At 62.1% G+C, this 26,037-nt stretch carries 26 protein-coding genes; 10 read left to right on the top strand and 16 right to left on the bottom strand.

Annotated elements, in window-relative coordinates:
* Window positions 1–48: 48 nt before the first annotated feature.
* Window positions 49–2,940, bottom strand: coding sequence for an excinuclease ABC subunit UvrA (uvrA, locus tag EQG66_RS03075; RefSeq protein ID WP_129403080.1), 2,892 nt, complete (start codon window positions 2,938–2,940; stop codon window positions 49–51).
* Window positions 2,941–3,191: 251 nt separating this feature from the next.
* On the opposite strand from uvrA, the gene EQG66_RS03070 reads away from it, so the two are divergent.
* Entirely contained in the window at window positions 3,192–3,746 is a 555-nt protein-coding gene (locus EQG66_RS03070) for a hypothetical protein (RefSeq protein ID WP_129403079.1), read from the top strand.
* A gap of 361 nt (window positions 3,747–4,107) precedes the next feature.
* Here EQG66_RS03070 and EQG66_RS03065 read toward each other — a convergent pair whose 3' ends face one another.
* Complete coding sequence (locus EQG66_RS03065) at window positions 4,108–5,505, bottom strand: RNA-binding domain-containing protein (RefSeq protein ID WP_129403078.1); 1,398 nt, start codon at window positions 5,503–5,505, stop codon at window positions 4,108–4,110.
* A gap of 77 nt (window positions 5,506–5,582) precedes the next feature.
* Between EQG66_RS03065 and EQG66_RS03060 the strand changes: the two genes are divergently transcribed.
* The 7 genes from EQG66_RS03060 (at window position 5,583) to EQG66_RS03030 (ending at window position 10,999) form a co-directional block, all read left to right on the top strand.
* Entirely contained in the window at window positions 5,583–6,479 is an 897-nt protein-coding gene (locus EQG66_RS03060) for a recombinase family protein (RefSeq protein WP_281273890.1), read from the top strand.
* Window positions 6,473–6,907: a plasmid partitioning protein RepB C-terminal domain-containing protein gene (locus EQG66_RS03055; protein ID WP_245987819.1), complete on the top strand. Its 435-nt coding sequence runs from the start codon at window positions 6,473–6,475 to the stop codon at window positions 6,905–6,907. Before EQG66_RS03060 ends, EQG66_RS03055 begins: the two co-directional genes overlap by 7 nt.
* Window positions 6,908–7,322: 415 nt before the next feature.
* A complete protein-coding gene (locus tag EQG66_RS03050) occupies window positions 7,323–8,414 on the top strand; it encodes an alkene reductase (protein ID WP_129403077.1) in 1,092 nt (363 codons plus the stop codon).
* Window positions 8,404–9,003 (top strand): TetR/AcrR family transcriptional regulator, encoded by a 600-nt coding sequence (locus EQG66_RS03045; protein WP_129403076.1) that lies wholly within the window; start codon window positions 8,404–8,406, stop codon window positions 9,001–9,003. The genes EQG66_RS03050 and EQG66_RS03045 overlap by 11 nt, the downstream gene beginning before the upstream one ends.
* An 11-nt stretch (window positions 9,004–9,014) precedes the next feature.
* A complete protein-coding gene (locus tag EQG66_RS03040; RefSeq protein WP_129403075.1) occupies window positions 9,015–9,314 on the top strand; it encodes a YciI family protein in 300 nt (99 codons plus the stop codon).
* Window positions 9,311–9,988: a DNA-3-methyladenine glycosylase I gene (locus EQG66_RS03035; RefSeq protein ID WP_129403074.1), complete on the top strand. Its 678-nt coding sequence runs from the start codon at window positions 9,311–9,313 to the stop codon at window positions 9,986–9,988. Before EQG66_RS03040 ends, EQG66_RS03035 begins: the two co-directional genes overlap by 4 nt.
* Window positions 9,989–10,030: 42 nt before the next feature.
* Window positions 10,031–10,999, top strand: a complete 969-nt coding sequence (locus EQG66_RS03030; RefSeq protein WP_220428631.1) for a LysR family transcriptional regulator — start codon at window positions 10,031–10,033, stop codon at window positions 10,997–10,999.
* 26 nt (window positions 11,000–11,025) lie between these two features.
* Here the strand turns inward: EQG66_RS03030 and EQG66_RS03025 are convergent, their stop codons facing one another.
* The 11 genes from EQG66_RS03025 to trbB all read right to left on the bottom strand — a co-directional run bounded on the left by EQG66_RS03025 (window position 11,026) and on the right by trbB (window position 20,735).
* Window positions 11,026–11,262: a DUF2274 domain-containing protein gene (locus tag EQG66_RS03025; RefSeq protein WP_129403072.1), complete on the bottom strand. Its 237-nt coding sequence runs from the start codon at window positions 11,260–11,262 to the stop codon at window positions 11,026–11,028.
* A 1-nt stretch (window position 11,263) separates the two neighbouring features.
* Window positions 11,264–12,415, bottom strand: a complete 1,152-nt coding sequence (locus EQG66_RS03020; RefSeq protein ID WP_129403265.1) for a TraB/TrbI/VirB10 family type IV secretion system protein — start codon at window positions 12,413–12,415, stop codon at window positions 11,264–11,266.
* 113 nt (window positions 12,416–12,528) lie between these two features.
* Window positions 12,529–13,587: a P-type conjugative transfer protein TrbG gene (trbG, locus tag EQG66_RS03015; RefSeq protein ID WP_129403071.1), complete on the bottom strand. Its 1,059-nt coding sequence runs from the start codon at window positions 13,585–13,587 to the stop codon at window positions 12,529–12,531.
* A complete protein-coding gene (trbF, locus tag EQG66_RS03010; protein ID WP_129403264.1) occupies window positions 13,584–14,267 on the bottom strand; it encodes a conjugal transfer protein TrbF in 684 nt (227 codons plus the stop codon). The genes trbG and trbF overlap by 4 nt, the downstream gene beginning before the upstream one ends.
* A 9-nt stretch (window positions 14,268–14,276) precedes the next feature.
* The gene (gene trbL, locus EQG66_RS03005) at window positions 14,277–15,617 is read right to left on the bottom strand and encodes a P-type conjugative transfer protein TrbL (RefSeq protein WP_129403070.1); all 1,341 of its coding nucleotides are present in this window, start codon (window positions 15,615–15,617) and stop codon (window positions 14,277–14,279) included.
* A 2-nt stretch (window positions 15,618–15,619) separates the two neighbouring features.
* A complete protein-coding gene (trbK-alt, locus tag EQG66_RS03000) occupies window positions 15,620–15,916 on the bottom strand; it encodes a putative entry exclusion protein TrbK-alt (protein ID WP_129403069.1) in 297 nt (98 codons plus the stop codon).
* A gap of 9 nt (window positions 15,917–15,925) precedes the next feature.
* On the bottom strand, window positions 15,926–16,693 hold the full coding sequence (trbJ, locus tag EQG66_RS02995; protein WP_129403068.1) for a P-type conjugative transfer protein TrbJ: 768 nt from the start codon (window positions 16,691–16,693) through the stop codon (window positions 15,926–15,928).
* Window positions 16,690–19,128 carry a conjugal transfer protein TrbE gene (trbE, locus tag EQG66_RS02990; protein ID WP_129403067.1) on the bottom strand — a complete coding sequence of 813 codons (2,439 nt, stop codon included), beginning with the start codon at window positions 19,126–19,128 and terminating at the stop codon, window positions 16,690–16,692. Before trbE ends, trbJ begins: the two co-directional genes overlap by 4 nt.
* A 10-nt stretch (window positions 19,129–19,138) precedes the next feature.
* Window positions 19,139–19,420, bottom strand: coding sequence for a VirB3 family type IV secretion system protein (locus tag EQG66_RS02985; protein WP_129403066.1), 282 nt, complete (start codon window positions 19,418–19,420; stop codon window positions 19,139–19,141).
* A complete protein-coding gene (locus EQG66_RS02980; protein ID WP_129403065.1) occupies window positions 19,420–19,752 on the bottom strand; it encodes a TrbC/VirB2 family type IV secretion system protein in 333 nt (110 codons plus the stop codon). Before EQG66_RS02980 ends, EQG66_RS02985 begins: the two co-directional genes overlap by 1 nt.
* Window positions 19,749–20,735: a P-type conjugative transfer ATPase TrbB gene (gene trbB, locus EQG66_RS02975; protein WP_129403064.1), complete on the bottom strand. Its 987-nt coding sequence runs from the start codon at window positions 20,733–20,735 to the stop codon at window positions 19,749–19,751. Before trbB ends, EQG66_RS02980 begins: the two co-directional genes overlap by 4 nt.
* 404 nt (window positions 20,736–21,139) lie before the next feature.
* Here trbB and EQG66_RS02970 point away from each other — a divergent pair, with 404 nt between their 5' ends.
* Window positions 21,140–21,388, top strand: a complete 249-nt coding sequence (locus tag EQG66_RS02970) for an AbrB/MazE/SpoVT family DNA-binding domain-containing protein (RefSeq protein WP_129403063.1) — start codon at window positions 21,140–21,142, stop codon at window positions 21,386–21,388.
* Window positions 21,381–21,770, top strand: a complete 390-nt coding sequence (locus EQG66_RS02965) for a type II toxin-antitoxin system VapC family toxin (RefSeq protein WP_129403062.1) — start codon at window positions 21,381–21,383, stop codon at window positions 21,768–21,770. Before EQG66_RS02970 ends, EQG66_RS02965 begins: the two co-directional genes overlap by 8 nt.
* Before the next feature lie 9 nt (window positions 21,771–21,779).
* On the opposite strand, the gene EQG66_RS02960 is transcribed toward EQG66_RS02965, so the two are convergent.
* The 3 genes from EQG66_RS02960 to EQG66_RS02950 are packed head-to-tail and all read right to left on the bottom strand — an operon-like array spanning window position 21,780 to window position 25,981.
* Window positions 21,780–22,220, bottom strand: a complete 441-nt coding sequence (locus EQG66_RS02960; RefSeq protein ID WP_129403061.1) for a CopG family transcriptional regulator — start codon at window positions 22,218–22,220, stop codon at window positions 21,780–21,782.
* 5 nt (window positions 22,221–22,225) lie between these two features.
* Window positions 22,226–24,217 carry a conjugal transfer protein TraG gene (locus EQG66_RS02955; protein WP_129403060.1) on the bottom strand — a complete coding sequence of 664 codons (1,992 nt, stop codon included), beginning with the start codon at window positions 24,215–24,217 and terminating at the stop codon, window positions 22,226–22,228.
* 24 nt (window positions 24,218–24,241) lie between these two features.
* Window positions 24,242–25,981: a relaxase/mobilization nuclease domain-containing protein gene (locus EQG66_RS02950; protein WP_129403059.1), complete on the bottom strand. Its 1,740-nt coding sequence runs from the start codon at window positions 25,979–25,981 to the stop codon at window positions 24,242–24,244.
* Between the last annotated feature and the right edge of the window lie 56 nt (window positions 25,982–26,037).

Genomic DNA, 26,037 nt, shown 5'->3' with positions numbered 1-26,037 from the left:
GTTAAACCCGCAAAGGAGCGATAAGTTGCGTGAAGTAGTCTTGCTGCCTCAGCGCAGCAGCTGCGCCAGATACCGTCCCGTATAGCTCCGCTTCTCCTTCACCACCTGCTCCGGGGTGCCTTCGGCCACGATTTCCCCGCCCTTCACGCCGCCTTCCGGCCCCAGGTCGATGATCCAGTCCGCCGTCTTGATGACATCGAGATTATGCTCGATCACCACCACGCTGTTGCCCTGCTCCACCAACGCGTGCAGCACTTCCAGCAATTTGCGCACATCCTCGAAGTGTAGGCCGGTCGTCGGTTCATCCAGGATATACAGCGTGTTGCCGGTGGCGCGGCGGCTGAGTTCCTTGGCGAGCTTCACCCGCTGCGCCTCGCCACCAGACAGCGTCGTCGCCTGCTGGCCGACCTTGACATAGCCCAGCCCCACCTCGGCCAGCATAGCCATCTTGTCTCGGATCGGCGGCACCGCCTTGAAAAACTCGACCGCATCTTCCACCGTCATGTCGAGCACATCGGCGATGCTCATCCCTTTGAACTTCACCTCCAGCGTCTCGCGGTTATAGCGTTTGCCGTGGCACGCCTCGCAGGTGACATAGACATCGGGCAGGAAGTGCATCTCAATCTTGATGAGGCCGTCGCCGGTGCAGGTCTCACAGCGCCCGCCCTTGACGTTGAAGGAAAAACGCCCCGGCTTATATCCGCGCGCCTGGGCTTCCGGCAGGCCCGCAAACCAGTCGCGGATGTTGGTGAAGGCGCCGGTATAGGTCGCGGGGTTGGAGCGTGGCGTGCGGCCAATCGGCGACTGGTCGATGTCGATCACCTTGTCGCAATGCTCAAGGCCCGTGATCCTGTCATACGCGCCCGCGATGATGCGCGCGCCATTCAATGTCCGCGCGGCGGCCGCATAAAGCGTGTCGATCGTAAAGCTCGATTTGCCGGAGCCGGATACGCCGGTGATGCAGGTGAAGGTGCCCAGCGGAATGCTCGCCGTCACCCCGCGCAGATTGTTAGCGCGGGCATTATGCACCGTCACCTTCTTGCCACTGCCCTTGCGCCGCTTTTTCGGCACGGCGATTTCACGGGTGCCGTTGAGGTAATCGGCGGTGAGGCTGCCGGTTGCGGTGAGAATATCCTCAAGCGTCCCCTGTGCCACCACCTCGCCGCCATGCACGCCCGCGCCCGGCCCCATATCGACGACATAGTCCGCCGCGCGGATCGCATCCTCGTCATGCTCCACCACCAGCACGGTGTTGCCGAGGTCCCGCAGGCGTTTCAGCGTGGCGAGCAGCATGTCGTTGTCGCGCTGGTGCAGGCCGATGCTGGGTTCGTCGAGCACATAGAGCACGCCTGACAGGCCGGAGCCGATTTGCGACGCCAGGCGGATACGCTGGCTCTCCCCGCCGGAAAGGGTGCCGGATGTACGATCGAGGTTGAGATAATCGAGGCCAACATTGTTCAAAAAGCCCAGACGCTCGATGATCTCCTTCAGTATCGCCTTGGCGATCTGGTTCTGCTGATCGGTGAGATGACGCGGCAGGTCCGTGAACCATGCCAGCGCATCCACCACGCTGCGGCGGGTAGGGATCGAAATATCCTCACCCGCGATCTTGACCGAAAGCGCCTCCGGCTTGAGGCGCGCACCGTTGCATGTTTCGCAGGGTTGCGCAGTCTGATACTTCCCCAGCTCCTCGCGCATCCACGCGCTGTCTGTCTGGAGAATGCGGCGGTTGAGATTGCCGATCACGCCTTCGAACGGTTTGTTGACGCTATATTCCTTGCGCCCGTCCTTGAAGGTGAGCTGCACAGGCTTGCCGCCGGTGCCGTGCAGGATGATGAGCCGCACCTCGCCGGGCAGCTCCGCCCATGGCGTATCGAGCCTGAAGCCATAGGCCTTGGCGAGGCTTTCCAGCACCTGCATATAGTAAGGCGAAGGCGGGTTGGATTTCGCCCAGGGCACGATCGCTCCCTTTTTGAGGGACAGCGCCTCGTTGGGCACCACAAGCTGCTCATCGAACAACAGTTTCTCGCCCAACCCGTCGCAGGCCGGGCAGGCGCCCTGTGGCGCGTTGAAGCTGAACAACCGCGGCTCGACCTCCGCCAGCGTGAAGCCGGAAACCGGGCAGGCGAACTTCTCGGAAAAGACGATGCGGTTCGCGGGGATGCCCGCGCCCTTCATCGCGCCCCCATCCGCCACCTCGGCCTCGCGCCCCGGCACAATGCCGTCGGCCAGATCGACGTATGCCAGCCCCTCGGCCAGCTTCAGCGCCGTCTCGAAACTGTCCGCCAGACGGGTGCCGATGTCGTCCTTCACCGCGATGCGATCAACCACCACCTCAATGTCGTGCTTGTATTTCTTGTCGAGCACGGGCGCGTCCTCGATGCCATAAAACTCACCATCGATCCGCACGCGGGTGAAGCCCGCCTTCTGCCACTCGGCCAGTTCCTTGCGATATTCGCCCTTGCGGCCGCGCACCACGGGCGCGAGCAGATAGATGCGTGTGCCTTCCGGCAACTGCATCACCCGGTCGACCATCTGGCTCACCGTCTGCGCCGAGATCGGCAGGCCGGTCGCGGGAGAATAGGGGATGCCGACCCGCGCCCACAGAAGGCGCATATAGTCGTATATCTCCGTCACGGTGGCGACGGTGGAGCGTGGATTGCGGCTGGTCGTTTTCTGCTCGATAGAGATGGCTGGAGAGAGGCCATCGATATGCTCGACATCCGGCTTCTGCATCATCTCCAGAAACTGGCGCGCATAAGCGGACAGCGACTCGACATAGCGGCGCTGGCCCTCGGCATAGATGGTATCGAACGCGAGGCTCGATTTGCCGGAGCCGGAGAGGCCGGTGATGACAATCAGGCGATCTCGCGGCAGATCGATATCCACGCCCTTGAGGTTATGCTCGCGCGCGCCGCGCACTTTGATATGGGTCAGCATGAAGAGGTCCGTAACTGGTGTTTCGCCGCAAAAATAAGCAATATCAGGCGCTGCGAGCGTTCCATATATGTTCTAAGGGGCACTAGCGCAATCTCCACCTGTGCCAATCTGATCTGCTTGATCATAAATTTATGTTGCAATGCAGCATTTTTCCACATTAACATCAGACAACACATGCTTAAGCCTTTGCTAACCGCTGTGTGCGCATAAGATGGATAGTCCGAGTTGGGAAGGTTCGGAGGGAACAACCAATGGGTATGATGAGCGGCAAACCTGCAGACGGCACAATCACCTTGGCGGAGATGCGCGAGTTCGCGAGCTTTCCCGCTGCTACCCAGCGTTATATTCGCCGCTCCCTCGATGTTGCCTTTCATCGTGCCGATGCAATGGAGCTGTGGTGCCGCGATGTGGTAGAAGCTGCCAGTATCCGCGCACAGGCCCGCGTCTATGAGCGCATTCAAGACCTGCGCACCATCGTGCCGGACGACAGCGGGCTTGAGCAGATGGAGCCGTTTATGGCCCCGCTCATCACCATTTCCGCCTTTGATCTGGGGCAGGACAGGCTATCGAGCTTTTCGGCCTACCGGTTTCTTTATGAGCGCCTGCTTGGCGCGGGTGCGCGGCCATGGCTGCCCGGTGCTTTCTGCGCCGCGGCAAGCTTGCCCAATCTCCACCCCGACAAGCGCCGCCTGCTGCTGCAGTCGATCAGCGAAGCGGCGGCAACGGCTATCGGATGGTCCAACCGCGAGCCGAGCTTCTACCCGGAATGGGTTGAAAAGGTCGACGTCACCAAACCGGCGAACTGAGCGGCTCCGATCAGGCGCGGTCTGCGCCTCGCCTCACCGCTTTCGATAGCGGAAGTACCAGATTTTAGGCGCAAAAGTCATATAACATCTTGATTAAAAAATGGAAAAAGTAACTTTTTTGACGGCCGTTTTGGCGAATGTAATCACATAGGAAGCACCATTTTTGCATCGCATGAGCGTATGCCGATCGTTTTACCTGCTCCTTAGCCCCTTCGAAACGTGGCCGGATTTGGCCGGATTTGGCCGGATACTCCCTTCGCTAACGGGATTGAGCTGCGGATAGTCGAGGAAATCCAAGCAAAGTTGACCACTCCCCTTCCGATCATTGGCTGTCCGGATTTGGCCGGATACTCCTGACCGATCAGACCTCCCTTTCCGTCCGCCTATAAGCTGTGGCCCTCGCCGAGCCGACCTTTTCGAGCAAGCCCGCTGCATCCATGTCAGACAAGTCACGCCGAGCTTGCCGCTCCGAGATGTCTTCTTCAACCATATAGTCAGTAGCACGCACTACGTCACCGGGACGCAACCTCTCGATGAGGCGACGCTGACGCTCATTCAGGAAAACGGGATCAACATCGCTATTGCTCGCCGAGTAAATGGTTAGCGTAATCCCGGACGCTTTGCTTTCCCACCTAGGCGGCCGCGCGCCTAGCTCCCTGCACCCCAGAAGAATCTTCTGAGTACCTCGCCCAAGGCGGTCCATAAGGCCCCTCAGATAGAGGATGAAGGTGATATCGGGGTTGGTCGGGATTGAAGGGTGAACCTTCTTCAAATCAGCGATTTTAAGCGCCGATGGCAACTTACCCGAGTTCCAAATCTCGATCCGGCCTGGAAAAACTGAGATAGTCACGCCACTCGAGAAATCTGCGTAGTCGCGATGTGCCAGCGCATTGACGACACCCTCGCGAAGCGCCGCCATCGAGTAGGTCGGGCGATCCTGACGGACTGGGTTGCCTGGCTCAAAAGTCGCTTGAATATGAACGGTCGCAGCCAAACGCTCGACAAGTTGATCGAAGACCAAACCGAGAGGTCCCGAAATCCAGCGATCGTCGGCAAATCGGTCCCCCACCTTGTCGGACTCATAGCGGATGTAGCGCACCCGGCATTGCGGATGTCGCAGTTCCGGCTCTTTGCCGAACAATACATCGGCGGCTTGCGTGGGATCGCCACCAGATAGAAGGCCAAGGCGACCGAGAAGGGACATGCCATCCTCGCGACCGGTGAAATCAAAGCGACCCGTTCGCTGTGCGTCAGCCATGAGGCGGTTGATCTCGGGAAACGAGATGTCGCTGTCGAGCATGCCGACAGAAGGGCGGCGTTCCCAGCGCTGGGTCTCAATCGCACGGTTGCGAAGAAACTGACTGAGAGTCGCGTCGTCGAACTGCACGGTGGATGCGCCGCGCCGTACATAGAATGCTCGATTGACAGCATAAGGCCCATCGCGGCCTTGAGGGACCTCGATCGTTATGATCGGCCTGTCCTTCTCCACATCGACGCTCACTGTGAAAAGCGCCTCTGGTGAGATTCGATCGCGAAGGTGATGCTCGATTTCCCTGCGGCGCTCTTCTGCCTCAATGTCAGACCCCACCCCGACAATCTTTCCGGATTGGGCCACGCCTATGAACAGGATGCCGCCGTTGGCATTGAGAAAGCCCGCAACCGTTGCCGCGATGTGATCTATATCGGCTGGGTCTGCGATAAACGCGGTAATGTTGGATTCGCCGGCAGCGATCTGACGGCGGACGTCGTCCGAAATCATGCCGATCGCTCCTTCAATCGGGCCAAGACCGCGTCGGGCTTAGCGCGTCTCCTGGGAGCGAACTGAAAGCATCGGTCGTGACAAACACTTCGGGCAATAGCGACGAAAAGCCTGAGCGCCTGATACGGGCGGCGCAGTACGTGCGCATGTCAACCGAGCATCAGAAGTATTCAACTGAGAATCAGGCGGAGATCATTGCTGAGTATGCAGTGCGTCGTGGATTCGAGATAGTTCGGACCTATGAGGACTCGGGGAAGAGCGGTCTCAAATTGGATGGCCGGCTTTCACTTCAGAAGCTGATCGCGGATGTCCGCTCGGGTAACACCGACTTCGAGGTGGTCCTCGTCTATGATGTCAGCCGATGGGGCCGTTTTCAGGATGCCGACGAAAGCGCCTACTATGAGTTCATCTGCCGTGAAGGCGGGATAAAGGTACACTACTGCGCGGAGCAGTTCGAGAACGACGGCAGCCTGAGTGCGACGATCATCAAGAGCATGAAACGGGCCATGGCCGGAGAATACAGCCGGGAATTGTCCGCCAAGGTCTTCACCGGTCAGTGCCGCCTCATCCGGCTTGGTTTCAGGCAGGGGGGACCAGCGGGCTTCGGCCTGCGCCGCGTGCTGGTTGATGAGCACTTCAATCCCAAGACGACACTCGAACGTGGCGAGCAGAAGAGCCTCCAGACCGACCGCGTGGTCCTGCAACCTGGCCCGCCTGAAGAGGTCGAGATCGTGCGGCGTCTCTACCGCATGTTTGTCGTGCAGCAGCGAACCGAAAGCGAAATCGCCGGGATATTGAACTGCGAAGGGCATGTGACCGATCTCGGCCGACCGTGGACCCGAGGCACGGTTCACCAGATCCTGACCAACGAAAAGTACATCGGCAACAATGTCTACAACCGCGTCTCGTTCAAGCTGAAGGCCAGCGGAGGCATCTCCTGTCGGGGATTAGCCAGGACGTCGCGGAATTGCTGAAGGACAAGCCTGTCGGGCATAACGCTTTCCAGAAGCTGCGAAAAATGAAGCCGATCCGTCAGCTGGAGGTCGCCGAACTCATGGTGTCGGCCAACAATTACACGTCCTCTTATGCAAAGGCGCTGCTGGCGACATCCAAACCTGCCGATCTGCACAAGCCGGATGACCTGAAGAAATCAACGGGCCTCTCCTCCGAACAGATGGCCCGGCTCGAACGGGAAATGGCTTCGCTCAACGCGGACTATAAGGAACTGGAGGTGTCCTATGGGGATGACATGTTGGTCCTCGTCGTTGCCTCGGGCTTCCTCGAACGATTGATGTCGAAGCCTGAGATCGAACGATTTCTAAAGACACGGCATCCGGAGTTCTCCGAGAATTTTCGCGCCATTGTACAAGCCACCTCGCTCGATCACGCCTCGAAGGTGTGACGAGCCGATATTGCTTTGGGGACCGGGACCCATCAAGCGCCGGGACCGTCGGAGAAGCCGCCGCGAGGGGTGGATCAAGGGCGGTGGCGGGAATGGCGGCGAACCCGCAGGAAGCCCGCTAGGTCAGCCAACATAGTGCTGGCTGCATGCCGTTCTTCGGCATGTCTTAGAAAATGAAGGGCGCGCCGGTTCAACGAGCTCCGGTCGCCGGCGCGCCCATTGTGGGGAAACTGTACCGCCGCGTGCCCAAATTGATCGGATCATCGGAAATTGCACGGCCTCCATTTTTTGAGGCATGGGCAGTGGAAGCGATAGAGCGGTTCTTGGCCTTATTGACATAAATCATACGATCGTCCTAATGACGGTTAGGACGATCGTATGAGTCGTCAAGCAATCGCTTTCAGGAGTGCCTAGAATGCCTGCGGATCTTTTCGAGCCTTTCCGGCTCGGCAAACTAGCTCTGCCTAATCGCGTGGTCATGGCCCCCATGACCAGGAATCGTGCGGATCGTGACGGTGTCGCCACGCAACTTATGGCGACCTATTATGGTCAGCGGGCGACTGCAGGGCTCATCATTGCAGAATCCGCCCCAATATCGGCGCAGGCTATAGGCTATCCCTTCACTCCCGGAATTCACACGGATGCGCAAATGGCCGGATGGTCGCGCATCGTAAATTCCGTTCACTCGGCCGGGGGTAGAATTTTCGTCCAGCTTCAACACTGCGGTCGGATTTCGCATCCGAGCCTACAGGCGGAAGGCGCGCTGCCCGTGGCGCCGTCAGCCCTGAAGCCCGAAGGGCAAGCGGTTACCTATGAGGGCATGCAGGATTTTGTCACACCAAGGGCGCTGGAAGCCCTTGAGATCGCCGATATCGTCGCGACCTTTCGGCATGCAGCCGTCAGGGCCCGGCAAGCGGGGTTCGACGGAATCGAGGTACATGGCGCAAACGGGTACATCATCGACCAGTTCCTTCGGGACGGGAGTAACCACCGCACGGACGCCTATGGCAGCAGTATCCAGAACCGAATGCGCTTGCTGAACGAGGTACTGGATGCAGTTTTGACGATCTGGTCGGCTGATTGTGTGGGCCTGCGCCTTACCCCGGAGAACAGCTTTAATTCGATGTCCGACTCCGATCCGCAAACGCATTTCGGCTACGTCCTGGATGAGTTGAGCGCCCGTAATCTTGCCTACCTCCATATTCTCGAAGGTGACATGGCGACCCACAGGAAGACGCTGGATTACGCGGCGTTGCGCGCGCGATACGTAGGGACCTATATCGCGAACAACGGATATGACTTGGCTCGGGCTCAGGCAGCATTGCAGGTAGGCGACGCTGATCTGGTTGCATTTGGAACGCCGTTTCTCGCCAATCCCGATCTGGTTCGCCGCTTCCGGGAATCGCTTCCGCTAAATAATCCCGATCCACTCACCTTCTATTCTGGTGGCGAAAATGGATACGCTGATTATCCATTCTATCAAGATGCCGAAGCCAATGCCGCCTGAAACAAACCGTAAAGGCGCAAAAGGCGGTAGAGCGACCCGCAGCGAGATTGTCGCTGCTGCGGACAGACTAATCTATGAAAGCGGTTACGGAGACACCTCCTTTTCGGACATCGCCGATGCCGTGGGTATGTCACGCGGTAATTTTTATTATCATTTTCGTACAAAAGACGCGATTTTGGACGCCGTCATCGACGAACGACAAGCGGCCACGCGCGCAATGCTGGAGGGCTGGGCAGCCGAGGCGGACGATCCCATCGCGCGCATCTGTGCCTTCATCCGCATCCTCATTGTCAATGGCGAGAAGATCAGGGAGCATGGCTGTCCGGTCGGCACATTGTGCAACGAACTGGCCAAGCTGGACCATAATGCGTTTCCCGGCGCCGTGGAGATATTCGCGCAGTTCCGTGATTGGTTGACAGAGCGCTTCACTGAACTGGGCCGGGGCGAAGAGGCACAGGGACTGGCGCTTCGTGTGCTCGCATTCAGTCAGGGTGCGGCGACGCTCTACACTGCCTTTCGCGATGATACCTGGGTTGCGACCGAGGTCGACCGTATGTGTGCGTGGGTACACGAACTGGCAGCGCAATAAGGGGGAAGTCGATGTTTATAATCTTTCTCGCGTTCAGCGACAATCGCTCCAAAGCCGCCGAACTCATGGACGCCCATAAGAAATGGATCCGCGAGGGGCTGGAGAGCGGGGAATTCCTGCTCGTCGGAAGTCTTGCCGGAGGCGCGGGAGGCGCAATTCTGGCGCGTAGCGAGAGCCGAGAGGCAATCGATGCACGGATCGCATGCGATCCGTTTGTGACGAAAAGAGTGGTCTCAGCGACAGTGCATGAATTCGTACCGGGGCAGGCCGCACCAAACCTCCGCTTCTTGCTAGACCAGGAGGCAGCATGAGTACGACCGTTGCTGGACCGGATGGTCGACCCCGCTGCGGTTGGTGCGCAACAACGGACGCTTTTCTCGACTATCATGACCGCGAATGGGGCTTCCCGGTCACAGACGACATTCGCCTTTTCGAGAAATTGTGCCTCGAAGGCTTTCAATCGGGTCTGAGCTGGCGAACAATCCTTGCCAAGCGCGAAAATTTCCGCGCCGCCTTTTGCGGCTTCGATTTCAGGCAAGTAGCTCTCTTCGATGAGAGCGACATCACACGGCTGCTCGGCGACGTCGGGATAGTGCGCCATCGTGGCAAGATTGAAGCGGTCATCAACAATGCCCGCCGTGCGGTTGAGATGGTCGTGCGCGAGGGTTCGATTGCCGCCTTCGTCTGGAGTTATGCACCTGTTGCGGAGGATGATGCATATCCGCAGAGTCGATCCACGTCAGCTGCCTCGATTGCGTTGTCAAAGGAACTCAAACGCCGTGGCTGGGCATTCGTTGGACCAACCACCGTTTATGCCTTCATGCAGGCGATGGGACTTATCAATGACCATGCCGAGGACTGTTTCATCCGCAGCGAGGTCGCGGCAGCGCGGGTCGTCCAAGGGCGCCTACCGATACATTCTATGGATCAACCAACCAGCTCGTCCGTCCAGACCGAGTGTCAGCCAGTTCCCTCACGTTCGTAACGGAAACGCCCGGCACTATTCTTCTGACGGAAGGAAAAAAGCCTGCCTGGATCGCGAATTGAACTCCGCCACGTCCGCTATGTCGTAGCTGCTGCCGATCACGGCAGCTTCCGGCAGGCCGCCGCAGTTCTCGGCATTCAGGAATCTGCTGTCAGCAGGCGTATTCGCGACCTTGAGGGTAGATTAGGTACGGCGTTCTTCATCCGCTCGCCAGGCGGCGTGAAGCTTACTCATGCCGGCAAACAGTTTGTTCAGCGAGGACGCAAGGCCTTGTCGGAAATCGGCATGGCCAAGGCGGAGGTCTCCGCGATTGGTCGCGGTGAGGACGGGCACCTCAGGATCGGGATATTCTCATCCCTCGCCTCCGGGTTCTTGTCGGATCTCATTCAGACCTTCGGCGAGCAGCACGCCGCGATCAAACTCACATTCATCGATGGCAATCCGGCAGACCATCTGGCCGCGATCCGCCAGCATCAGTTGGATATTGCCTTCATAACCGGCGCCGACGAATGGCCCGGATTTGCGAGCCAGCAGCTCTGGTCTGAGCGCATCTTCGTGGTTCTGCCATCGGATCATCCGCGCGCTAGCGAGCCTCAAGTCCAATTCAGCGGTCTCGCCCACGAAGCTTTCATCGTCAGCGAAGCCGCACCTGGCCAAGAGATCCATGATTATCTGGTGCAGCGGCTTGCCGATCTTGGTCGCCACCCGGAAATCCACCATCACGCCGTCGGGCGCGACAATCTCATGCGGCTCGTCGCCTTGGGCCGCGGACTCACTGTAACCAGCGAGGCAACCACAGCTGCGCATTTTCCAGGGGTCGTCTTCCGCCCGATCGAAGATGAAATTCTGCCGTTCTGCGCCGTCTGGTCGCCGAGCAACGACAATCCCGCGCTCTTGGGCTTGATGGAACTTGCGCGGTCGATGACCGATGCAACCAAGCAGTCGGCCTTCAGCTTTCTTGATCCCGACGCGACAAGCGAACCAGACAAGGATCTCGCTTCCAAGACATGACGCGGGGTCAGCAAGGCAACGACCGGTCAGTCTCCGACGGCGCGAAGCACATCGCGGCGTGCCTTGGCAAAGCCCCGATCCGAGGCGACGAAGCGCTCGAGCATGGGGACGATCAGACGCAGCGGATCAGTCGCTACCTGGCCGCCCTCACGGCCGAGGATCGCAGCGTAGGCGACGAGATCGCGGTGCAGATTTGCCGGCAGTTCCAGTGTGATCTTGACCGGCTTGTCGTCCGCGATCGGGCCGAGTTTCAGCTTGGCCATGTCAGCCTCCGTAAGGTTCGAGAACCAGGTCGTGCGTGACCATGACCCGCACTGGAAATCCCGGCCTGATGGTCAGTGTTGGCGCGATGCCCAACTGGCGGCTCACGATTTGCTGACCGGTCTGGTTGATGCTGTTCGAGGCGCCTGAACGCAGTGCCTGCACCAGGCTGTTCTCATTCTGGCTGGTTCCTGCCTCGGCGCCCACCGAAAGCAGCGTCGAGAGCGCCGCAGCCTTGAACATCTCGCCCCAGTGGAAATCGACGCCATCTTCGAGGCCCGCATAGCCTTCGGCATTGGCGCCGGGTTGTCGTTCAAGGACAATGGAGCGGCCATCAGGCATGATGAGGCGATTCCAGACCAGCAAGACCCTGCGCTGGCCGAAGCCGACGCCGCTGTCATACTGGCCGATGATCCGGGCTCCCTGGGGCACCAAGAGGATGCGACCGGTGGGGCTGTCATAGACGTTCTGCGTAACCTGCGCCGTGATCTGGCCTGGCACATCGGAGCGGATGCCTGTAATCAGCGCGGCAGGAATAACCGCGCCGGCCTGAAGGACGTTCGCGGAGGCTGGCGCTGCGATCCGGTCTGGCGCAACCGTGCGTTTGTCAGGCGTTTGCCCAAGGAAAGTCAGTTGCCGGTCCTGCCCCGTGGGTGTGGCCGGCTGCGGCGCGAGACCCAGCCCAGCCAGATCCGTCACACCAGGCGCTGTTACCGGCGGAGATGAAGACGACCCATTGCCAGTAGCAGCCTGGGAAGCAGAAAACAGGCGAGCCGTCCGCGCGGCCTCCAATTCCTGAAGGCGGCGCTGAACTTCCGGATCGGGGCCAACTGGCGCGGTAACAGGCTGCGCCATACCCGGCACTGGACCGGTCTGGCCGACGTTTTGGGCATTGAGGATCGGGCGTCCAAGGTCACCCGGCAGCGGCGGACCAAGACGCGGGACAGCGCGGTAGTCCTTGGGAAGGCTGGCCAAGCCATCGGGCGTACTGCGCCCATCCGTCGTATAGAGTTCTTCGGTCGCCTTGCCGCCATGCTGGGCCTGGAGTGCGTAGATCAGCGCGCCGCCAATACCCAGGCCGGTCATGATGCCGACCCCGGCCAGGACCTTGCGCGACAGTCGGGTTACGCGGGGCGGCTCTGGCCGCAGGCGCATGCGGGCGACCGGCTCACCGACGAGCGGCAGCGCTCCATCGCCGTCGTCCGCTTCCGCCGGGGCAGCCCCTTGCGGCACCGCATTTTCCTCTCTTCCGGGTTCCTGTCGCTCGCTCACGATGCCGGCCTCCCGTCGGTGCGCGAAATCCGCACCCGCTGCTGACGCTTGCCGGACCCGAAGCGCAGTTCCGCAGCGGCAAACAGGCGATCGACGATCATGTAGCTGGCCCGGACCCGATAGTTCACCAGTTCGGCCGTACTGCCTTCGGGGCCGACTACGAAGATTGGCGGCATCTCGCCCTGGGCTACACCGCGCGGGAATTCGATGAAGACCTGGCGACCGTCATCAAATGCCCGCAGTGGCTTCCACGGCGCACGATCACCCGCAATCGCGTAACGGAAATTGACGCGGGTGAGATCGATGCCCGATGCGACGGGCTCCGCGGCTCTGGCCTCGGCATTCTGGCGACGAAGCGCGATGAGCTGGTCTTGCGGATACTGCCACGAGACCGATGCCATATAGGTCTTCTCAGTGGAGCGCAGCTCGATGTGGTAGGTGCGCAAGTTGGTGTTGATGACGAGGTTCGTCATCAACAATGCGCGCGTCGGCTTGACGAGGATGTGGACCTGCCGCGATGCGCCGACACCGCTTTCGGTGTCGCCGATGATCCAGCGAACGGTGTCGCCAGCAGCAACGGGGCCGGCACCCACGAGCTGTTCGCCCGGTTGCAGGCTTATGTCGGTGATCTGCCCCGGTGCGGTGTAGACCTGATAGAGCGCTCCATCGACGAACGGATAAACCTGAATGGCATTGATGAAGCCGTTCCTCACCGGCTGCATGCGCGCGGCGGCATTGGCGGCGTTCACACGGGATGCTGGATCAGGCAGGTCGGGCGTTGACGGTCCGTCCTTGCCAACCGGTTTCAGCTGTCCCGGTAGCGGTAGCACCTGCGGAATTTCGACTACGCTGACGGGCGCCGGTGGTTCAACCGTTTGCATGGCTGCGGGCGCATCGTCGAAATTGATGGCTGGTGGCTTCTGCACCGTGGCGCAGCCGCCCAGCGTGGACGTGGCCAGCAGCAGAGGCAGCGCACATCTGCGCACGGCGGGGATGGCTGCGAACAGGATAGCCGGGAACCTCGGGCTCGCGGCTCGGCGCAAGGTGGATGTCATTGTCCAAGCTCCTTCGACCAATTGATGGCGTTGACGTAGATGCCGAGCGGATTGGCCCGGAGTTTCTCGGGATCGCGGGGCGGCTGCACGGCGATGGTCAGAATGGCGGTCCAGCGCTCGGTCGCCGCGAGCGCGCCGTCCTGATAGGTTCGCTGGACCCAGGCGACGCGGAACGAGCTGGGCGAGGCCCGGATGACGCTGGAAACGTCGATCGCGACCTGCGTCTTGCCGACTTTGGCGAAGGGATCGTTGGCACGGGCATAGTCCCCCAGCGCCAGAGCCCCGGCCTGCGTCGTAAAATCATAGGCGCGCAGCCAGTTCTGACGCACGATGATGGGGTCTGCCGGGATGCTGCGGACCTGCTCGATGAAGCGCGCGAGATAGAACGCAATCTGTGGATCGGTTGGCTGATAGTCGGCAGTCGCGGGGGCGACGGCTTGGGCCTGCCCCAGATGATCGACCTGCACTACCCAGGGAACGATCGAACCACTGGCTGTCTGCCAGACGAGCGCGGCGGACAGGCCTGCCGACAAGGTCAGGGAGCCGAAAGCCATGAGCCGCCAATTGCGGGCCTGGATGCGGGCTGAACCAATGCGGTCGTCCCAGATCTGCGCTGCGCGCTGGTAGGGCGTCTCGGGCACGGGCGATTTGCCGTAGTGGGTCGATGGTCTCTTGAAGATGCTCATGGTTCAGTCGCTTTCTGAGAGGTTGATGGAAGCACCGCCGCCGTGGCTGTCGCCCGATTTGACGGCGTGCGCGGCGACCTGAACGCCCTGGGAAAGCTGCTGATTGCGCTTCATGCGCTTGGCCCAGTCGGGCTGGCCCTCGGCAGCTACGGTGGTTGCAGCAGCGGCAGCCGCCGGTTCTGCATCAGCTGTGGCGCCCGCGATCTCGGCAGCAGCATTGGCGCCGGACTGGTAACTCGATTTCAGGCTTTCGGTGGCCTTCGATGCTGCGCGTTTGAAGGGCGAAGCGGCAGCCTGCGCGCCGGTACTGGCGACATTGCCCAGGCCAGACGCCACACCTCCAACGCCAGATTGTCCGGCTGCACCGAGGCTGTACGCGGTCGACGCACCGCCCGCGAGCGTAGCGCCGCCACGCGCGGCAGCGGCCGCACCGCCGGCAAGGGCGGCTCCGCCCGATGCGACAGCACCCGCGGCGGCGGCCCCGGCGACGGCCATGCCGCCAGCGGCAAGGCCTGATCCGATGGCGGCGCCTGCGCCAAGCTGCGGGCCGCCCGATACGATGCCATTGGCGATGCCCGGCCCGAAGATGCCAAGGCCGAGCAGCGATAGCGCCGCAAGGACGATCGCCATGGCATCATCAATGGTGGGTGTTGTCCCGCCGAAGCCGGCGGTGAATTCGGAAAAGAGCGTCGAGCCGATACCGATGATCACGGCGAGAACGAGGACTTTGATCCCCGACGAGATGACGTTGCCGAGCACCCGTTCGGCCATGAAGGCGCTTTTGCCGAACAGGCCGAAGGGGATGAGCACGAACCCGGCCAGCGTCGTCAGCTTGAACTCGATCAGGGTGACGAAGAGCTGGATGGCGAGGACGAAGAAGGCGAGCAGCACGAGCGCCCAGGCGAACAGCATGCAGGCGATCTGGATGAAGTTCTCGAAGAACGACCAGTAGCCCATCAGGTCTGAGATGGAATCGAGCAGCGGCCGCCCGGCATCGAGGCCCGTCTGCGCGACCTTGCCGGGGCGCAGGAGATCTGCGGTGCTGAACCCTGTTCCGCTCGCTTTCAGGCCGAGGCCGGCGAAGCTTTCGAAGACGATGCGGGCAAGGTTGTTCCAGTTGCCGATGATGTAGGCGAACATGCCCACGAACAGGGTCTTCTTGACGAGACGCGCCATGATGTCGTCGTCGGCACCCCACGACCAGATCAGCGCGGCAAGGGTTACGTCGATGACCACCAACGTCGTCGCAATGAATGCGACTTCGCCATGCAGAAGCCCGAAACCACCATCGATGTAGCGGGTGAAGACCTCGAGGAAATGGTCGATGACGCCGGTGTCGCCCATGATCAGCGGACCTCCGGCCGGTCGGTTGAGAACGGGTCCGGCGCAGGCGCAGTTCCGAGGAAGCGGCGCCTATTGTCAGCCCATGCCTTGAGGCATTGGGGATCGCTAGCTCCTACTTCGCCTGCCTGCGAACAGCGGGCAAGTTGGTCATCCAGCGGGTCGTGCCGGACGATGGACGGCGGCTTCTTTGTGGTCGTTTCCGGACCTGCATCGCTGCGGTTCATATCGATCGCAGTCGCCGTGACCGCGAGGGCCACGAAGACGACTGCACCGATGCGTGCGAGGGTCTTGCCGTCCATCGTCTGGCCTCAGTTGCCCGATTGGAACATTTTGGCGGTGCCGGGCTGGTAGCCGCTGCCCGGCGTCAGGAACCTGCGGCGCTGCTCCTGACCCTGCGCGGCCGCAGCCGCCTGTTCGGCTGACTGAAGCGCCTGCGCCCGGCCGTTGGCCGCGATCAGCGCAGTAAGGTCGGCCAGTTGCTGAGCCTGGAGCGCGAGAAGCTGATTGCCGGCCTGCGCCGCCTGCAAGGCTCCGGTCGCGCCCTGGCTCTGGCCGATCAGGGCCGACATCTGGGTGCGGTTGGTGTCGATATTGCCCACGACACCGGCCTGCACGCGCATGGCATCCTGCAAACCGCCGACCGTATTCTGCCAGCGCGAGCGCGCATCCGCGATCAGCTGGGTATCGCTCGCCGACATGGCGGTGCTGCCGTATTTGAGCTGGAAAGCGCGATCGATCGTCTGCACGTCATAGGCGATGTTCTGCGCTTGATTGAGGAGCGACTGGGTGCGCTGCACCGATTGCTGGAGCTGCTGGAGCGCCGAATATGGCAGGCTCGCCAGATTGCGGGCCTGGTTGATCAGCGACTGCGCCTGATTTTGCAGAGAGGTGATCTGGTTGGTGATCTGCTGGAGCGAGCGCGCCGCGGTCAGCACGTTCTGCGCATAGTTCGACGGATCGAATACAATGCCGCCGAACTGAGCGTAGGCCGGCGTGGCGAGCATCGGGGTGAGAACGACGGGGGCGGCGAGCAATGCGGCGGCGAGCCGCACGCTGCGGGAACGGCGCGGTTTCATGGGCGTGTTTCCTGATTGGTGAGGTTGGGGACGAGGTCAGCAGCCCAGCCCAGACCACGATGACGAAGCCATTGAACGAGGAAGGCTTCGCGCCCGTGCTGGCTGAGGATTTCAGCGATTGCAGCCTGATCGGTCTTCGATGAGGCCGCGCAAAGGGCGATGGCGACATCGGACAGCCCCAGCTCGAACAGCCGATTGCCGCGCCGCGACTGGCAGTAATAATCGCGCTTGGGAGCGGCCCGCGCGATGATCTCGATCTGGCGATCATTGAGCCCGAAGCGGCGGTAGATCGCGGTTATCTGCGGCTCGATCGCGCGCTCGTTGGGCAGCAATAACCGCGTCTGGCAGCTTTCGATGATGGCTGGCGCGATGGGCGAGCCGTCGATGTCGGACAGCGACTGTGTAGCGAAGATGACGCTGGCGTTCTTCTTGCGCAGTGTTTTCAGCCATTCGCGAAGCTGGCTGGCAAATCCTTCGTCGTCGAGCGCGAGCCAGCCTTCGTCGATGATGATGAGTGTTGGCGATCCGTCGAGCCGGTCTTCGATCCGGTGGAAGAGATAGGCCAGGACCGCGGATGCCGCCCCGGTGCCGATGAGCCCCTCGGTCTCGAAGGCCTGCACCGTGGCGCTGCCGAGATATTCAGCCTCGGCATCGAGCAGACGGCCATAGGCGCCGCCCACGCAATAGGGCCGAAGGGCTTGCTTCAGGTCATTGGACTGGAGCAGCACGGCAAGTCCGGTGATAGTCCGCTCATCGACGGGCGCCGAGGCCAGCGAGGTCAGCGCCGTCCAGACGTGCTCCTTCACGTCGGGCGTCATTGCGACGCCTTCGCGCGTCAGGATCGCGCCGATCCAGTCAGCAGCCCACCCCCTTTCGGCCAGATCAGCCGTGCGCGCGAGCGGTTGCAGGTTGACGGATGTCTGTGCGGCATCGGTGAGCCCTCCGCCGAGATCGTGCCAGTCCCCGCCCATGGCGAGCGCCGCCGCCCGGATCGAACCTCCGAAATCGAAGGCAAAGACCTGGGCACCGGGGTAGCGCCGGAACTGGAGCGCCATGAGGGCCAGGAGAACGGACTTGCCCGCGCCGGTCGGGCCGACGACGAGCGTGTGCCCGACATCGCCGACGTGAAGGGAAAACCGGAACGGGGTCGAGCCTTCGGTCTTGCCGAAGAGCAGTGGGGGCGCTGCAAAATGCTCGTCCCGTTCCGGCCCCGCCCACACCGCTGACAAGGGTATCATGTGGGCGAGGTTCAAAGTGCTGATGGGCGGCTGCCGGACATTGGCGTATACATGCCCCGGCAGGGAACCGAGCCAGGCATCGACCGCGTTGATGGTCTCCGGGCTGGCGGTGAAGTCCCGGCCCTGGATGACCTTCTCGACGAGGCGCAGCTTCTCGTCTGCGGTGCGCGGATCGGCGTCCCACACGGTGACCGTGGCCGTGACATAGGCCATGCCGGCATAGTCGGCGCCGAGTTCCTGAAGCGCGAGATCGGCATCTGCCGCCTTGTTTGCAGCGTCGGTATCGACGAGGACCGATGCCTCGTTGGTCATCACCTCTTTGAGGATCGCGGCGACATTCTTGCGCTTGGCAAACCATTGGCGCCGGATTTTCGTGAGCAACTTGGTGGCATCGGTCTTGTCGAGGAGGATCGCACGGGTCGACCAGCGATAGGGAAAGGCCAGCCGGTTCAGCTCGTCGAGCAGGCCCGGCGTGGTGGCAGTCGGAAAGCCGGTGATGGTAAGAACCCGCAGATGCGATGGTCCAAGGCGGGGTTCGAGGCCGCCGGTCAGTGGCTGATCGGCGAGTAGGGCATCGAGGTACATCGGTGTTTCGGGAACGCGGACCCGATGCCGCTTGGTCGAGACGCAGCCGTGGAGGTAGGTCAGCGTTTGGGCGTCATCGAGCCATCGGCATTCGGGCATGAAGGTTTCGATCAGCCGCAGGATGCGATCGGTGCGGTCTGCAAAGCTGCTCAGGACTTCGAAGGGTTCGATGCCGGAATTCTCCCGGCCTTCGTAGAGCCAGGTCTCTGCGCGGGACGCGTCTTCCGCCGGCGGCAGATAGCAGATCGTCATGAAGTAGGCGGACTCAAAGTGCGCGCCGGCTTCCTCGAAATCAGCCTTGCGCTCGGCATCGACCAGTGCCGAGGCAGCGTCGGGAAACCGGCAGTCAGGATAGTGGGCGGCGGCGTGGCGATCGGCTTCTACGAAGATCGCCCAGCCCGATCCGAGGCGGCGGAAGGCGTTATTCAGCCGTCCTGCCACAGCGACCAGTTCGGCAGGCACTGCGGAGTCGAGATCCGGCCCGCGGAACTGCGCAGTCCTTTGGAAGCTGCCGTCCTTGTTGAGCACGATGCCTTGGCCGACCAGAGCCGCCCAGGGCAGGAAGTCGGCGAGCCGGCTGTTGCGGTTGCGGTATTCGGCCAGGTTGAACATCTGTGCCCCCTCAGACGGAAAGATGGCCGGGGATGCGCAGATGGCGACGCACCACATCGACGAAGAGCGGATCGCGTTTGGCGGCCCAGACCGCGACGACATGGCCGATGGCCCAGATCCCGATGCCGATGAGCCAGAGACGCAGGCCGAGGCCGACAGCGCCGGCGAGCGTGCCGTTCAGGATGGCGAGACCGCGCGGTGCGCCGCCGAGCAGGATTGGCTCTGTGAGCGCCCTGTGAACCGGGACCGTATAGCCCGCGATCTCGCCGCCCTGATCCACACCGCCGATCATCAGACCAGTGCCCCGCCGCCGAACGAGAAAAACGACAGGAAGAAGCTCGATGCGGCGAACGCGATCGAAAGGCCGAAGACGATCTGGATCAGCCGGCGGAAACCGCCCGAGGTGTCGCCGAACGCCAGCGTCAGGCCGGTGGTAATGATGATGATCACCGCGATGATCTTGGCGACCGGCCCTTCGATCGACTGAAGGATCGATTGCAGCGGCGCCTCCCACGGCATGGAGGAGCCCGAGGCGTGGGCCGCAGGCGCCATCATGGTGGTGAGGACGAGCGCGGACAAAGCCGTCGTCAGGCGGCGATACGGGCGGCGGACAGGCGCATTCATGGGCAAGCTCCTTCTTGGGGCTGAGGGATGATGGGGGTGACGCGGTAGTCGCCGTTCGGGCCAAGGCCCTCGATGCGGGCGAGTTCGACGAGACGGCGCGAGGCGCCGCGACCAGCCAGAACGGCGACAAGGTCGATGGTCTCGGCGATGAGGGCGCGAGGCACGGTGACGACGGCTTCCTGGATGAGTTGCTCCATCCGCCGCAGCGCGCCGATCGCGCTACCGGCGTGAATGGTTCCAATTCCGCCGGGATGTCCGGTGCCCCAGGCTTTGAGGAGATCGAGGGCTTCGCTCCCGCGCACCTCGCCGACCGGAATGCGGTCGGGACGAAGACGGAGCGACGAACGCACCAACTCGGACAGTGATGCGACACCGTCCTTGGTGCGCATGGCGACGAGGTTCGGCGCGGTGCATTGCAGCTCGCGCGTATCTTCGATGATGACGACGCGATCGTCGGTCTTCGCGACTTCGGCCAGGAGCGCGTTGGTGAGCGTGGTCTTGCCGGTCGAGGTGCCGCCCGCGACCAGGATGTTCCAGCGGGTGGCAACGCCTGAGCGCAAGGCCTCGGCCTGATCGCTCGCCATGATCCCGGCCGCCACATAGTCAGCGAGCGTAAAGACCGCGACGGCAGGCTTGCGGATGGCGAAGGTGGGCGCGGCGACGACAGGTGGGAGCAGGCCCTCGAACCGCTCCCCCGTTTCGGGAAGCTCAGCGGATACGCGCGGCGCGTTGGCATGAACTTCGACGCCGACATGGTGCGCGACCAGGCGAACGATGCGTTCGCCGTCGGCGGGAGACAGATGCTCGCGGGTATCGGAGAGTCCTTCCGACAGGCGGTCGACCCAGAGCCGTCCGTCGGGATTGAGCATGACTTCGACGACTGAGGGGTCTTCGAGCAGGCGGGCGATGGCGGGACCGAGCGCCGTGCGCAGCATGCGCGCGCCGCGTGCCGACCTTTGCAAATTATGGTGTGAAGCCGCCATTGGGTCCCCGTTTCAGCGGGGAGAACAGGCGCTCCCCGGCTTGGGGATGATTAAGAGAGCCAGAAATTTGCCCGGTTCAACAGGTTTCGGTCGTAGTAGAAGCGTGGCGTGCAAATACAGGGAAACGGCGGAGTTCCGGCGTCAGGCAGGGTTCGCCTCGTTGGTCAAAACGGAAGCATATGCCGTCCGCACCATTTCGCCTGCCCGCCGCCAAAATGGACGTTATGACGGTCACAAAGCCCCTTCGTGACCGTTGTAACCGGCATCAAGGCTCGCTCCCGTTCGTTCGAAGCCTGTGAAGGGTAGAGGATTGAATGGCACGATGTCCCCCGCGCAAGTTCAATTGCCAACTCTGCAAGAAATGTATAGATAGGCATCATCTGTACAATGTCAGGACATGCTACATGAATGCGCAACGAGGCAAATTGGTGAGCGGAGGTCGGTTGCAGGTTCCGGCCGACATTCGGCGTGCCCTCGGCCTCGCCGATGGCGACCCGGTCTTGTTGCGCATCGTCGATGGCGAGTTGCATGTGCGGCCCGTGCACAATGCGCTGAGCCGGGTGCAGGCGCGCCTGCGCGCGCATATTCCGGCCGAAATCAGCCTCTCTGACGAATTGATCGCTGAGCGCAGGCAAGCATCCGGGCATGAGTGATGTTCGTTATGTGCTCGATGCCTCGGCATTGCTGGCGGCGATGATGGGTGAGCGTGGGGCGGAGACGGTCGAGGCGCACTTTGCCGACGCCTGCATCAGCACGGTTAATCTCTCCGAGGTCGTGGCAAAACTGACCGAGCGCGGCGTGCCCGCCGATTCCATTGAAGAAAGCCTGTCCGATCTCGACCTCGACGTCCGCGATTTCGACACACCGCAGGCTCTGCGTGCCGGGGCATTGCGCGACGTCACCAGATCGAAGGGTCTGTCCTTGGGGGATCGGGCTTGTCTTGCGCTGGCCGGTGAACTCAAGGCCATTGCCCTGACAACGGACGCGGCATGGACGGAGATCGATCTTGGGATAGCAGTCGAACTGGCCAGGTAAGAACTTCGTTCACCGTTCTGTACCACCAGCGCTGGAAGACACGTCTTCCGGGATTTCCTGCCGCAACTTGGGGCCTTTCGCGAGCCGACGACCGAGCGCGGTGATAAATGCGTCATAGCGTTCGCCAGCTTTGGCCCGGGCGGCCTGTGCCGCCGGTTCGGGCAAGGTCGGCGTGGTCGCCAACCAGAAGCGGATGAAGACTGCCAGGGTCTCCACCGCTATCCCTACATCTCGGTCCATCCGCATCATTCGCCGATCGATTTGGTCGAGACGCTTTGCCAGTGCCGCCTCGCGGCGATCGGCAGCATCGGGCGAAAGGAAAGAAGCAATCGCCGCCTCGGCCACCAGTGACTGCGACTGATTGCGGCGAGCAGCATAGTCGGCCAGCATCGTCATGACTTCGGGGTCGAGATAGACGGAAATCTGGGCTTTCTTCTTGCGGATGGCCATCGTGATCAGATCTCCATACCGTCGTCGAAGTCGAGCGATGCTTGCCGGGCCACGCCTTGCATGATCCCGGTCAACCGTTGATTTCGCGCGGCCAGATCGTCTTCCTCGTCGGTGCGATCGCCATCGAGATCAAACTCGTTCTGGACGGGCTGCCGGTTCTCGATGGGTTGGGTAAGGCTAAGCTCGGGCTGCTGGCGACGCTCGGAATCTGTCGTATCGTCATCGTCGCCATTCGCGAGCGGCGAAGCCGGGACGGACGCAATCTGTGGCGGCAGGGCCAAGCCCGTCCAGTCGTCTGCCTGCACCTTCTTCGGAGCGGCCAATGCAGGCGGCGGCAAGATCCGCTCCTTGAAGCGCGCGTCCTCATAATAGCGCGCCTTTTTGGCTCTGATCGGCGGAATGCCGGCGACCATCACGATTTCATCGGCGGGTGGCAGTTGCATGATCTCGCCCGGCGTCAGCAACGGTCGCGCCGTTTCCGAGCGAGACACCATCAAGTGCCCAAGCCAGGGCGAGAGCCGGTGTCCGGCATAGTTGCGCATAGCCTTCATTTCGGTGGCAGTGCCGAGCGCATCCGAGACACGCTTGGCGGTGCGCTCGTCGTTGGTCGCGAAACTCACACGGACGTGGCAGTTGTCGAGGATCGAATTGTTGGGGCCGTAAGCCTTTTCGATCTGGTTCAGGGACTGCGCGATCAGGAAACTCTTCAGCCCGTAGCCCGCCATGAAGGCAAGCGCGCTTTCGAAGAAGTCGAGCCGGCCCAGGGCAGGAAACTCGTCCAGCATCAAGAGCAGCCGGTGCCGCCCACGCTTCGCCTGCAAATCCTCGGTGAGACGGCGCCCGATCTGATTGAGCAAGAGCCGGATGAGCGGTTTGGTACGGTTGATGTCGGATGGCGGGATGACGAGGTAGAGCGTCGTCGGATGCTGCCCGCCGACAATATCGGTGATGCGCCAGTCGCAGCGCCGGGTCACCGCCGCGACCACCGGATCACGATAAAGGCCAAGGAAGGACATGGCCGTGGACAGCACGCCAGAGCGCTCATTGTCCGATTTGTTGAGCAGCTCGCGGGCTGCGCTGGCGATGACCGGATGCGGGCCGTCCTTCCCCAGATGCGCCGTCGTCATCATCGCGGCGAGGGTCGATTCAATGGGCCTCCTGGGATCGGAAAGGAAAGCGGCGACGCCGGCAAGCGTCTTGTCGGCTTCGGCGTAAAGCACGTGGAGGATCGCGCCTACCAGCAGGGCATGGCTGGTCTTTTCCCAGTGATTGCGCTTCTCGAGGCTGCCTTCGGGATCGACCAAGATGTCGGCAATGTTCTGAACGTCGCGTACTTCCCACTCGCCGCGCCGGACTTCAAGCAGCGGGTTGTAGGCGGCCGATTTCGCATTGGTCGGATCGAACAGCAGCACCCGCCCGAAACGCGCCCGGAAACCCGCGGTGAGTTGCCAGTTCTCGCCCTTGATGTCGTGAACGATGGCGGAGCCCGGCCATGCGAGCAGCGACGGCACGACCAGGCCGACGCCCTTGCCTGACCGGGTCGGGGCGAAGCACAGCACATGCTCCGGTCCATCGTGCCGCAGATAGTCATGGTGGAAACGCCCGAGCACGACACCGTCCGGACCGAGCAGACCGGCTGTGCGAACCTCATTCGGCTCCGCCCAGCGCGCCGAACCGTAAGTCTCGACCTTCTTCGCTTCGCGTGCGCGCCAGACCGACATGGCGATCGCAACGGCGACCGAGATGATGCCGCCAGACGCTGCGATATAGGCGCCTTCGATGAAGATGGCCGGGGCATAGGCATCGAAGCCATACCACCACCAGAAGAACGAGGGAGGCGGATAGAACGGGAAGCCGAAGAGGTGAAACCACGGGCTGCCCAGTTCCGGCTGGAATGCGAGGCGCCAGGCTACCCATTCGGTCGCGGCCCATGTGGTCGTGAGCACGATCACCAAGACGGCAATGATCTGACCCCAGAGAATTTTAGTGGCGGCCATGGAAAGTCCTTTCGAGAGGGTCGGTCAGAGGCCGAGGCCGCGTTTGCGGGCAAAGCTCCAGTCGATGCCGCCGTCGGTGCGGGCCACGCCCGAGACGTGGCGACCAAGGTGCTTTTCGAGAGCGGGCGTCCAGGGCACGAGTTGGAAGCCGAGACCATCGTCGAGCATCGCGAAACGGCCTGAAGCAAGCGCCAGACGCTGCCGGTAAGAGCCGGCGACATATTCGCCGTCTCCTTTCTGATTGAAGGGCTTGCCGGTCTCGGCGGAGAGCTTTTCGCCTACCGCCGCGATCTCCTGGCGCCGCAACGTCTCGATGAGATTGCTGGCAAAGCGGACCTGAGTGCCGTGCTGGACGGCAAGGCCCTGCTTCATGAGGTGTTCGGCCCGGCGATCAAGCGCCTCGCGCACTTCGCCGCCAAACCCGCTATCGGACATCGCAGCCGGCGCGCGAGCGATGGCTTGCCGGTCCAACCAGGTCGCGCCGGAGGCCGTGATCTGATGTTCGATGTCGATGTCAGATCGGACGGCCAGCGCCACGCGCCGAATGCTCCGGCCATCGTCAAAGCTGCGCAGTTCGACTATCGAGCCCGGCGCACTGTCGCCCGCCGCATCAAGGTCGGAAAGCCTGATGTGATGGGTACGACCATCAAGGCCGTCGACCACGGCAAAGGCACTGCCCCTCAGCTCATCGTCGAGACCGCGCGCCACCAGGCGACCGACGACCGGCTGGTCAAGATGTTCGGCTGCCAGCACGTAACTCGCCGACGCGCGCTCGATCCCCCGATCGGTCAGTGCCCGGTGCATGCGCTTGATGATGTCGCCGCGTTCGCCGATTTCGCGCAAGGTCGCTTCGGCCTTGTCGTCGATGTTCCATTGGCCGGGGCCGATCTGCGTCGCGAGGCCGAGAGTTTCCAGCTTGCGGAGCCGCCCGACCTTGAGCGTCTGGAACGGATCAGGTTCACCACCGGGCAGCCGAGCCACATCGATGACACCGCTCCTGCGGCCATCGCGCACCAGTTGCCGATCTAGCTGGGTCCAACGTTCGGCGCCGATCTGCTGATCGAGGGACCGGCGTATATCGAGATCGGTCCGCAGTCCCAGTTCCTGCGTGATGAGGTCGCGTGCCCGATCCCGCAAGCCTTCCTTGATGTAGTCCCGGGCAATGACGAGATCCTGCCCATCGTCACGCACGCCGCGAACGATCAGGTGAACATGAGGATGCTCGGTGTTCCAATGGTCGACGGCGGCCCAATCGAGCCGGGAGCCGAGATCCCTTTCCATCTGACCGACCAGTTCCCGGGTGAAGCTTTTCAGATCCGGCATCTCCAGTGCGTCGTCAGGTGAGACGATGAAGCGGAAGTGATGGCGATCGTCCTTGCAGCGCTCTGCAAACTCGGCAGCATTGACGTGGCCTGGCTCCGCGCCGAACAGGCGGGCCTTCGCGCCGTCGCGGGTGACGCCTTCGCGGCGCAGGTAGTCGAGATGGGTCGCGAGCGGCGCGCTACGCGCATTGAGCCGAACGATGCGTGCCTTGACGACGGCGCCGCGCGTGCGTGCGGTGATGAGCCGGTTAGCCTGGATGCTGGCGCGTTGTCCGCGGCCGAAGCGCGAGGTGTGGCCTGACTTGATGCGTCCGGTCAGCGAGATGCCGCCGCCAGCTCGCTGGGCTGCTCCCAATGCCTGGGCGATGAACGGCCGTGCGCGCTGCGAACCCGATGAACGAACGCGGCCGGGACGGATGCGAAACTCGCGGTCATCGGCCATCGGCGCACCGGACAATGTGCAAATGATGGTGAAAAATCAGACTGTTCGATGGGTTC

Source organism: Sphingobium fluviale, assembly GCF_004122115.1.
GTDB classification, from domain to species: Bacteria; Pseudomonadota; Alphaproteobacteria; order Sphingomonadales; family Sphingomonadaceae; genus Sphingobium; species Sphingobium fluviale.
This window is presented reverse-complemented; position numbering and strand designations above follow the sequence as displayed.

Excerpts from the sequence above, each read along its gene's own strand:
- uvrA (WP_129403080.1), bottom strand. The coding sequence starts at position 2,940 with ATGCTGACCCATATCAAAGTGCGCGGCGCGCGCGAGCATAACCTCAAG.
- EQG66_RS03070 (WP_129403079.1), top strand. The coding sequence starts at position 3,192 with ATGGGTATGATGAGCGGCAAACCTGCAGACGGCACAATCACCTTGGCG.
- EQG66_RS03065 (WP_129403078.1), bottom strand. The coding sequence starts at position 5,505 with ATGATTTCGGACGACGTCCGCCGTCAGATCGCTGCCGGCGAATCCAAC.
- EQG66_RS03050 (WP_129403077.1), top strand. The coding sequence starts at position 7,323 with ATGCCTGCGGATCTTTTCGAGCCTTTCCGGCTCGGCAAACTAGCTCTG.
- EQG66_RS03045 (WP_129403076.1), top strand. The coding sequence starts at position 8,404 with ATGCCGCCTGAAACAAACCGTAAAGGCGCAAAAGGCGGTAGAGCGACC.
- EQG66_RS03040 (WP_129403075.1), top strand. The coding sequence starts at position 9,015 with ATGTTTATAATCTTTCTCGCGTTCAGCGACAATCGCTCCAAAGCCGCC.
- EQG66_RS03035 (WP_129403074.1), top strand. The coding sequence starts at position 9,311 with ATGAGTACGACCGTTGCTGGACCGGATGGTCGACCCCGCTGCGGTTGG.
- EQG66_RS03025 (WP_129403072.1), bottom strand. The coding sequence starts at position 11,262 with ATGGCCAAGCTGAAACTCGGCCCGATCGCGGACGACAAGCCGGTCAAG.
- EQG66_RS03020 (WP_129403265.1), bottom strand. The coding sequence starts at position 12,415 with ATGCGCCTGCGGCCAGAGCCGCCCCGCGTAACCCGACTGTCGCGCAAG.
- trbG (WP_129403071.1), bottom strand. The coding sequence starts at position 13,587 with ATGACATCCACCTTGCGCCGAGCCGCGAGCCCGAGGTTCCCGGCTATC.
- trbL (WP_129403070.1), bottom strand. The coding sequence starts at position 15,617 with ATGGGCGACACCGGCGTCATCGACCATTTCCTCGAGGTCTTCACCCGC.
- trbK-alt (WP_129403069.1), bottom strand. The coding sequence starts at position 15,916 with ATGGACGGCAAGACCCTCGCACGCATCGGTGCAGTCGTCTTCGTGGCC.
- trbJ (WP_129403068.1), bottom strand. The coding sequence starts at position 16,693 with ATGAAACCGCGCCGTTCCCGCAGCGTGCGGCTCGCCGCCGCATTGCTC.
- trbE (WP_129403067.1), bottom strand. The coding sequence starts at position 19,128 with ATGTTCAACCTGGCCGAATACCGCAACCGCAACAGCCGGCTCGCCGAC.
- EQG66_RS02985 (WP_129403066.1), bottom strand. The coding sequence starts at position 19,420 with ATGATCGGCGGTGTGGATCAGGGCGGCGAGATCGCGGGCTATACGGTC.
- EQG66_RS02980 (WP_129403065.1), bottom strand. The coding sequence starts at position 19,752 with ATGAATGCGCCTGTCCGCCGCCCGTATCGCCGCCTGACGACGGCTTTG.
- trbB (WP_129403064.1), bottom strand. The coding sequence starts at position 20,735 with ATGGCGGCTTCACACCATAATTTGCAAAGGTCGGCACGCGGCGCGCGC.
- EQG66_RS02970 (WP_129403063.1), top strand. The coding sequence starts at position 21,140 with ATGAATGCGCAACGAGGCAAATTGGTGAGCGGAGGTCGGTTGCAGGTT.
- EQG66_RS02965 (WP_129403062.1), top strand. The coding sequence starts at position 21,381 with ATGAGTGATGTTCGTTATGTGCTCGATGCCTCGGCATTGCTGGCGGCG.
- EQG66_RS02960 (WP_129403061.1), bottom strand. The coding sequence starts at position 22,220 with ATGGCCATCCGCAAGAAGAAAGCCCAGATTTCCGTCTATCTCGACCCC.
- EQG66_RS02955 (WP_129403060.1), bottom strand. The coding sequence starts at position 24,217 with ATGGCCGCCACTAAAATTCTCTGGGGTCAGATCATTGCCGTCTTGGTG.
- EQG66_RS02950 (WP_129403059.1), bottom strand. The coding sequence starts at position 25,981 with ATGGCCGATGACCGCGAGTTTCGCATCCGTCCCGGCCGCGTTCGTTCA.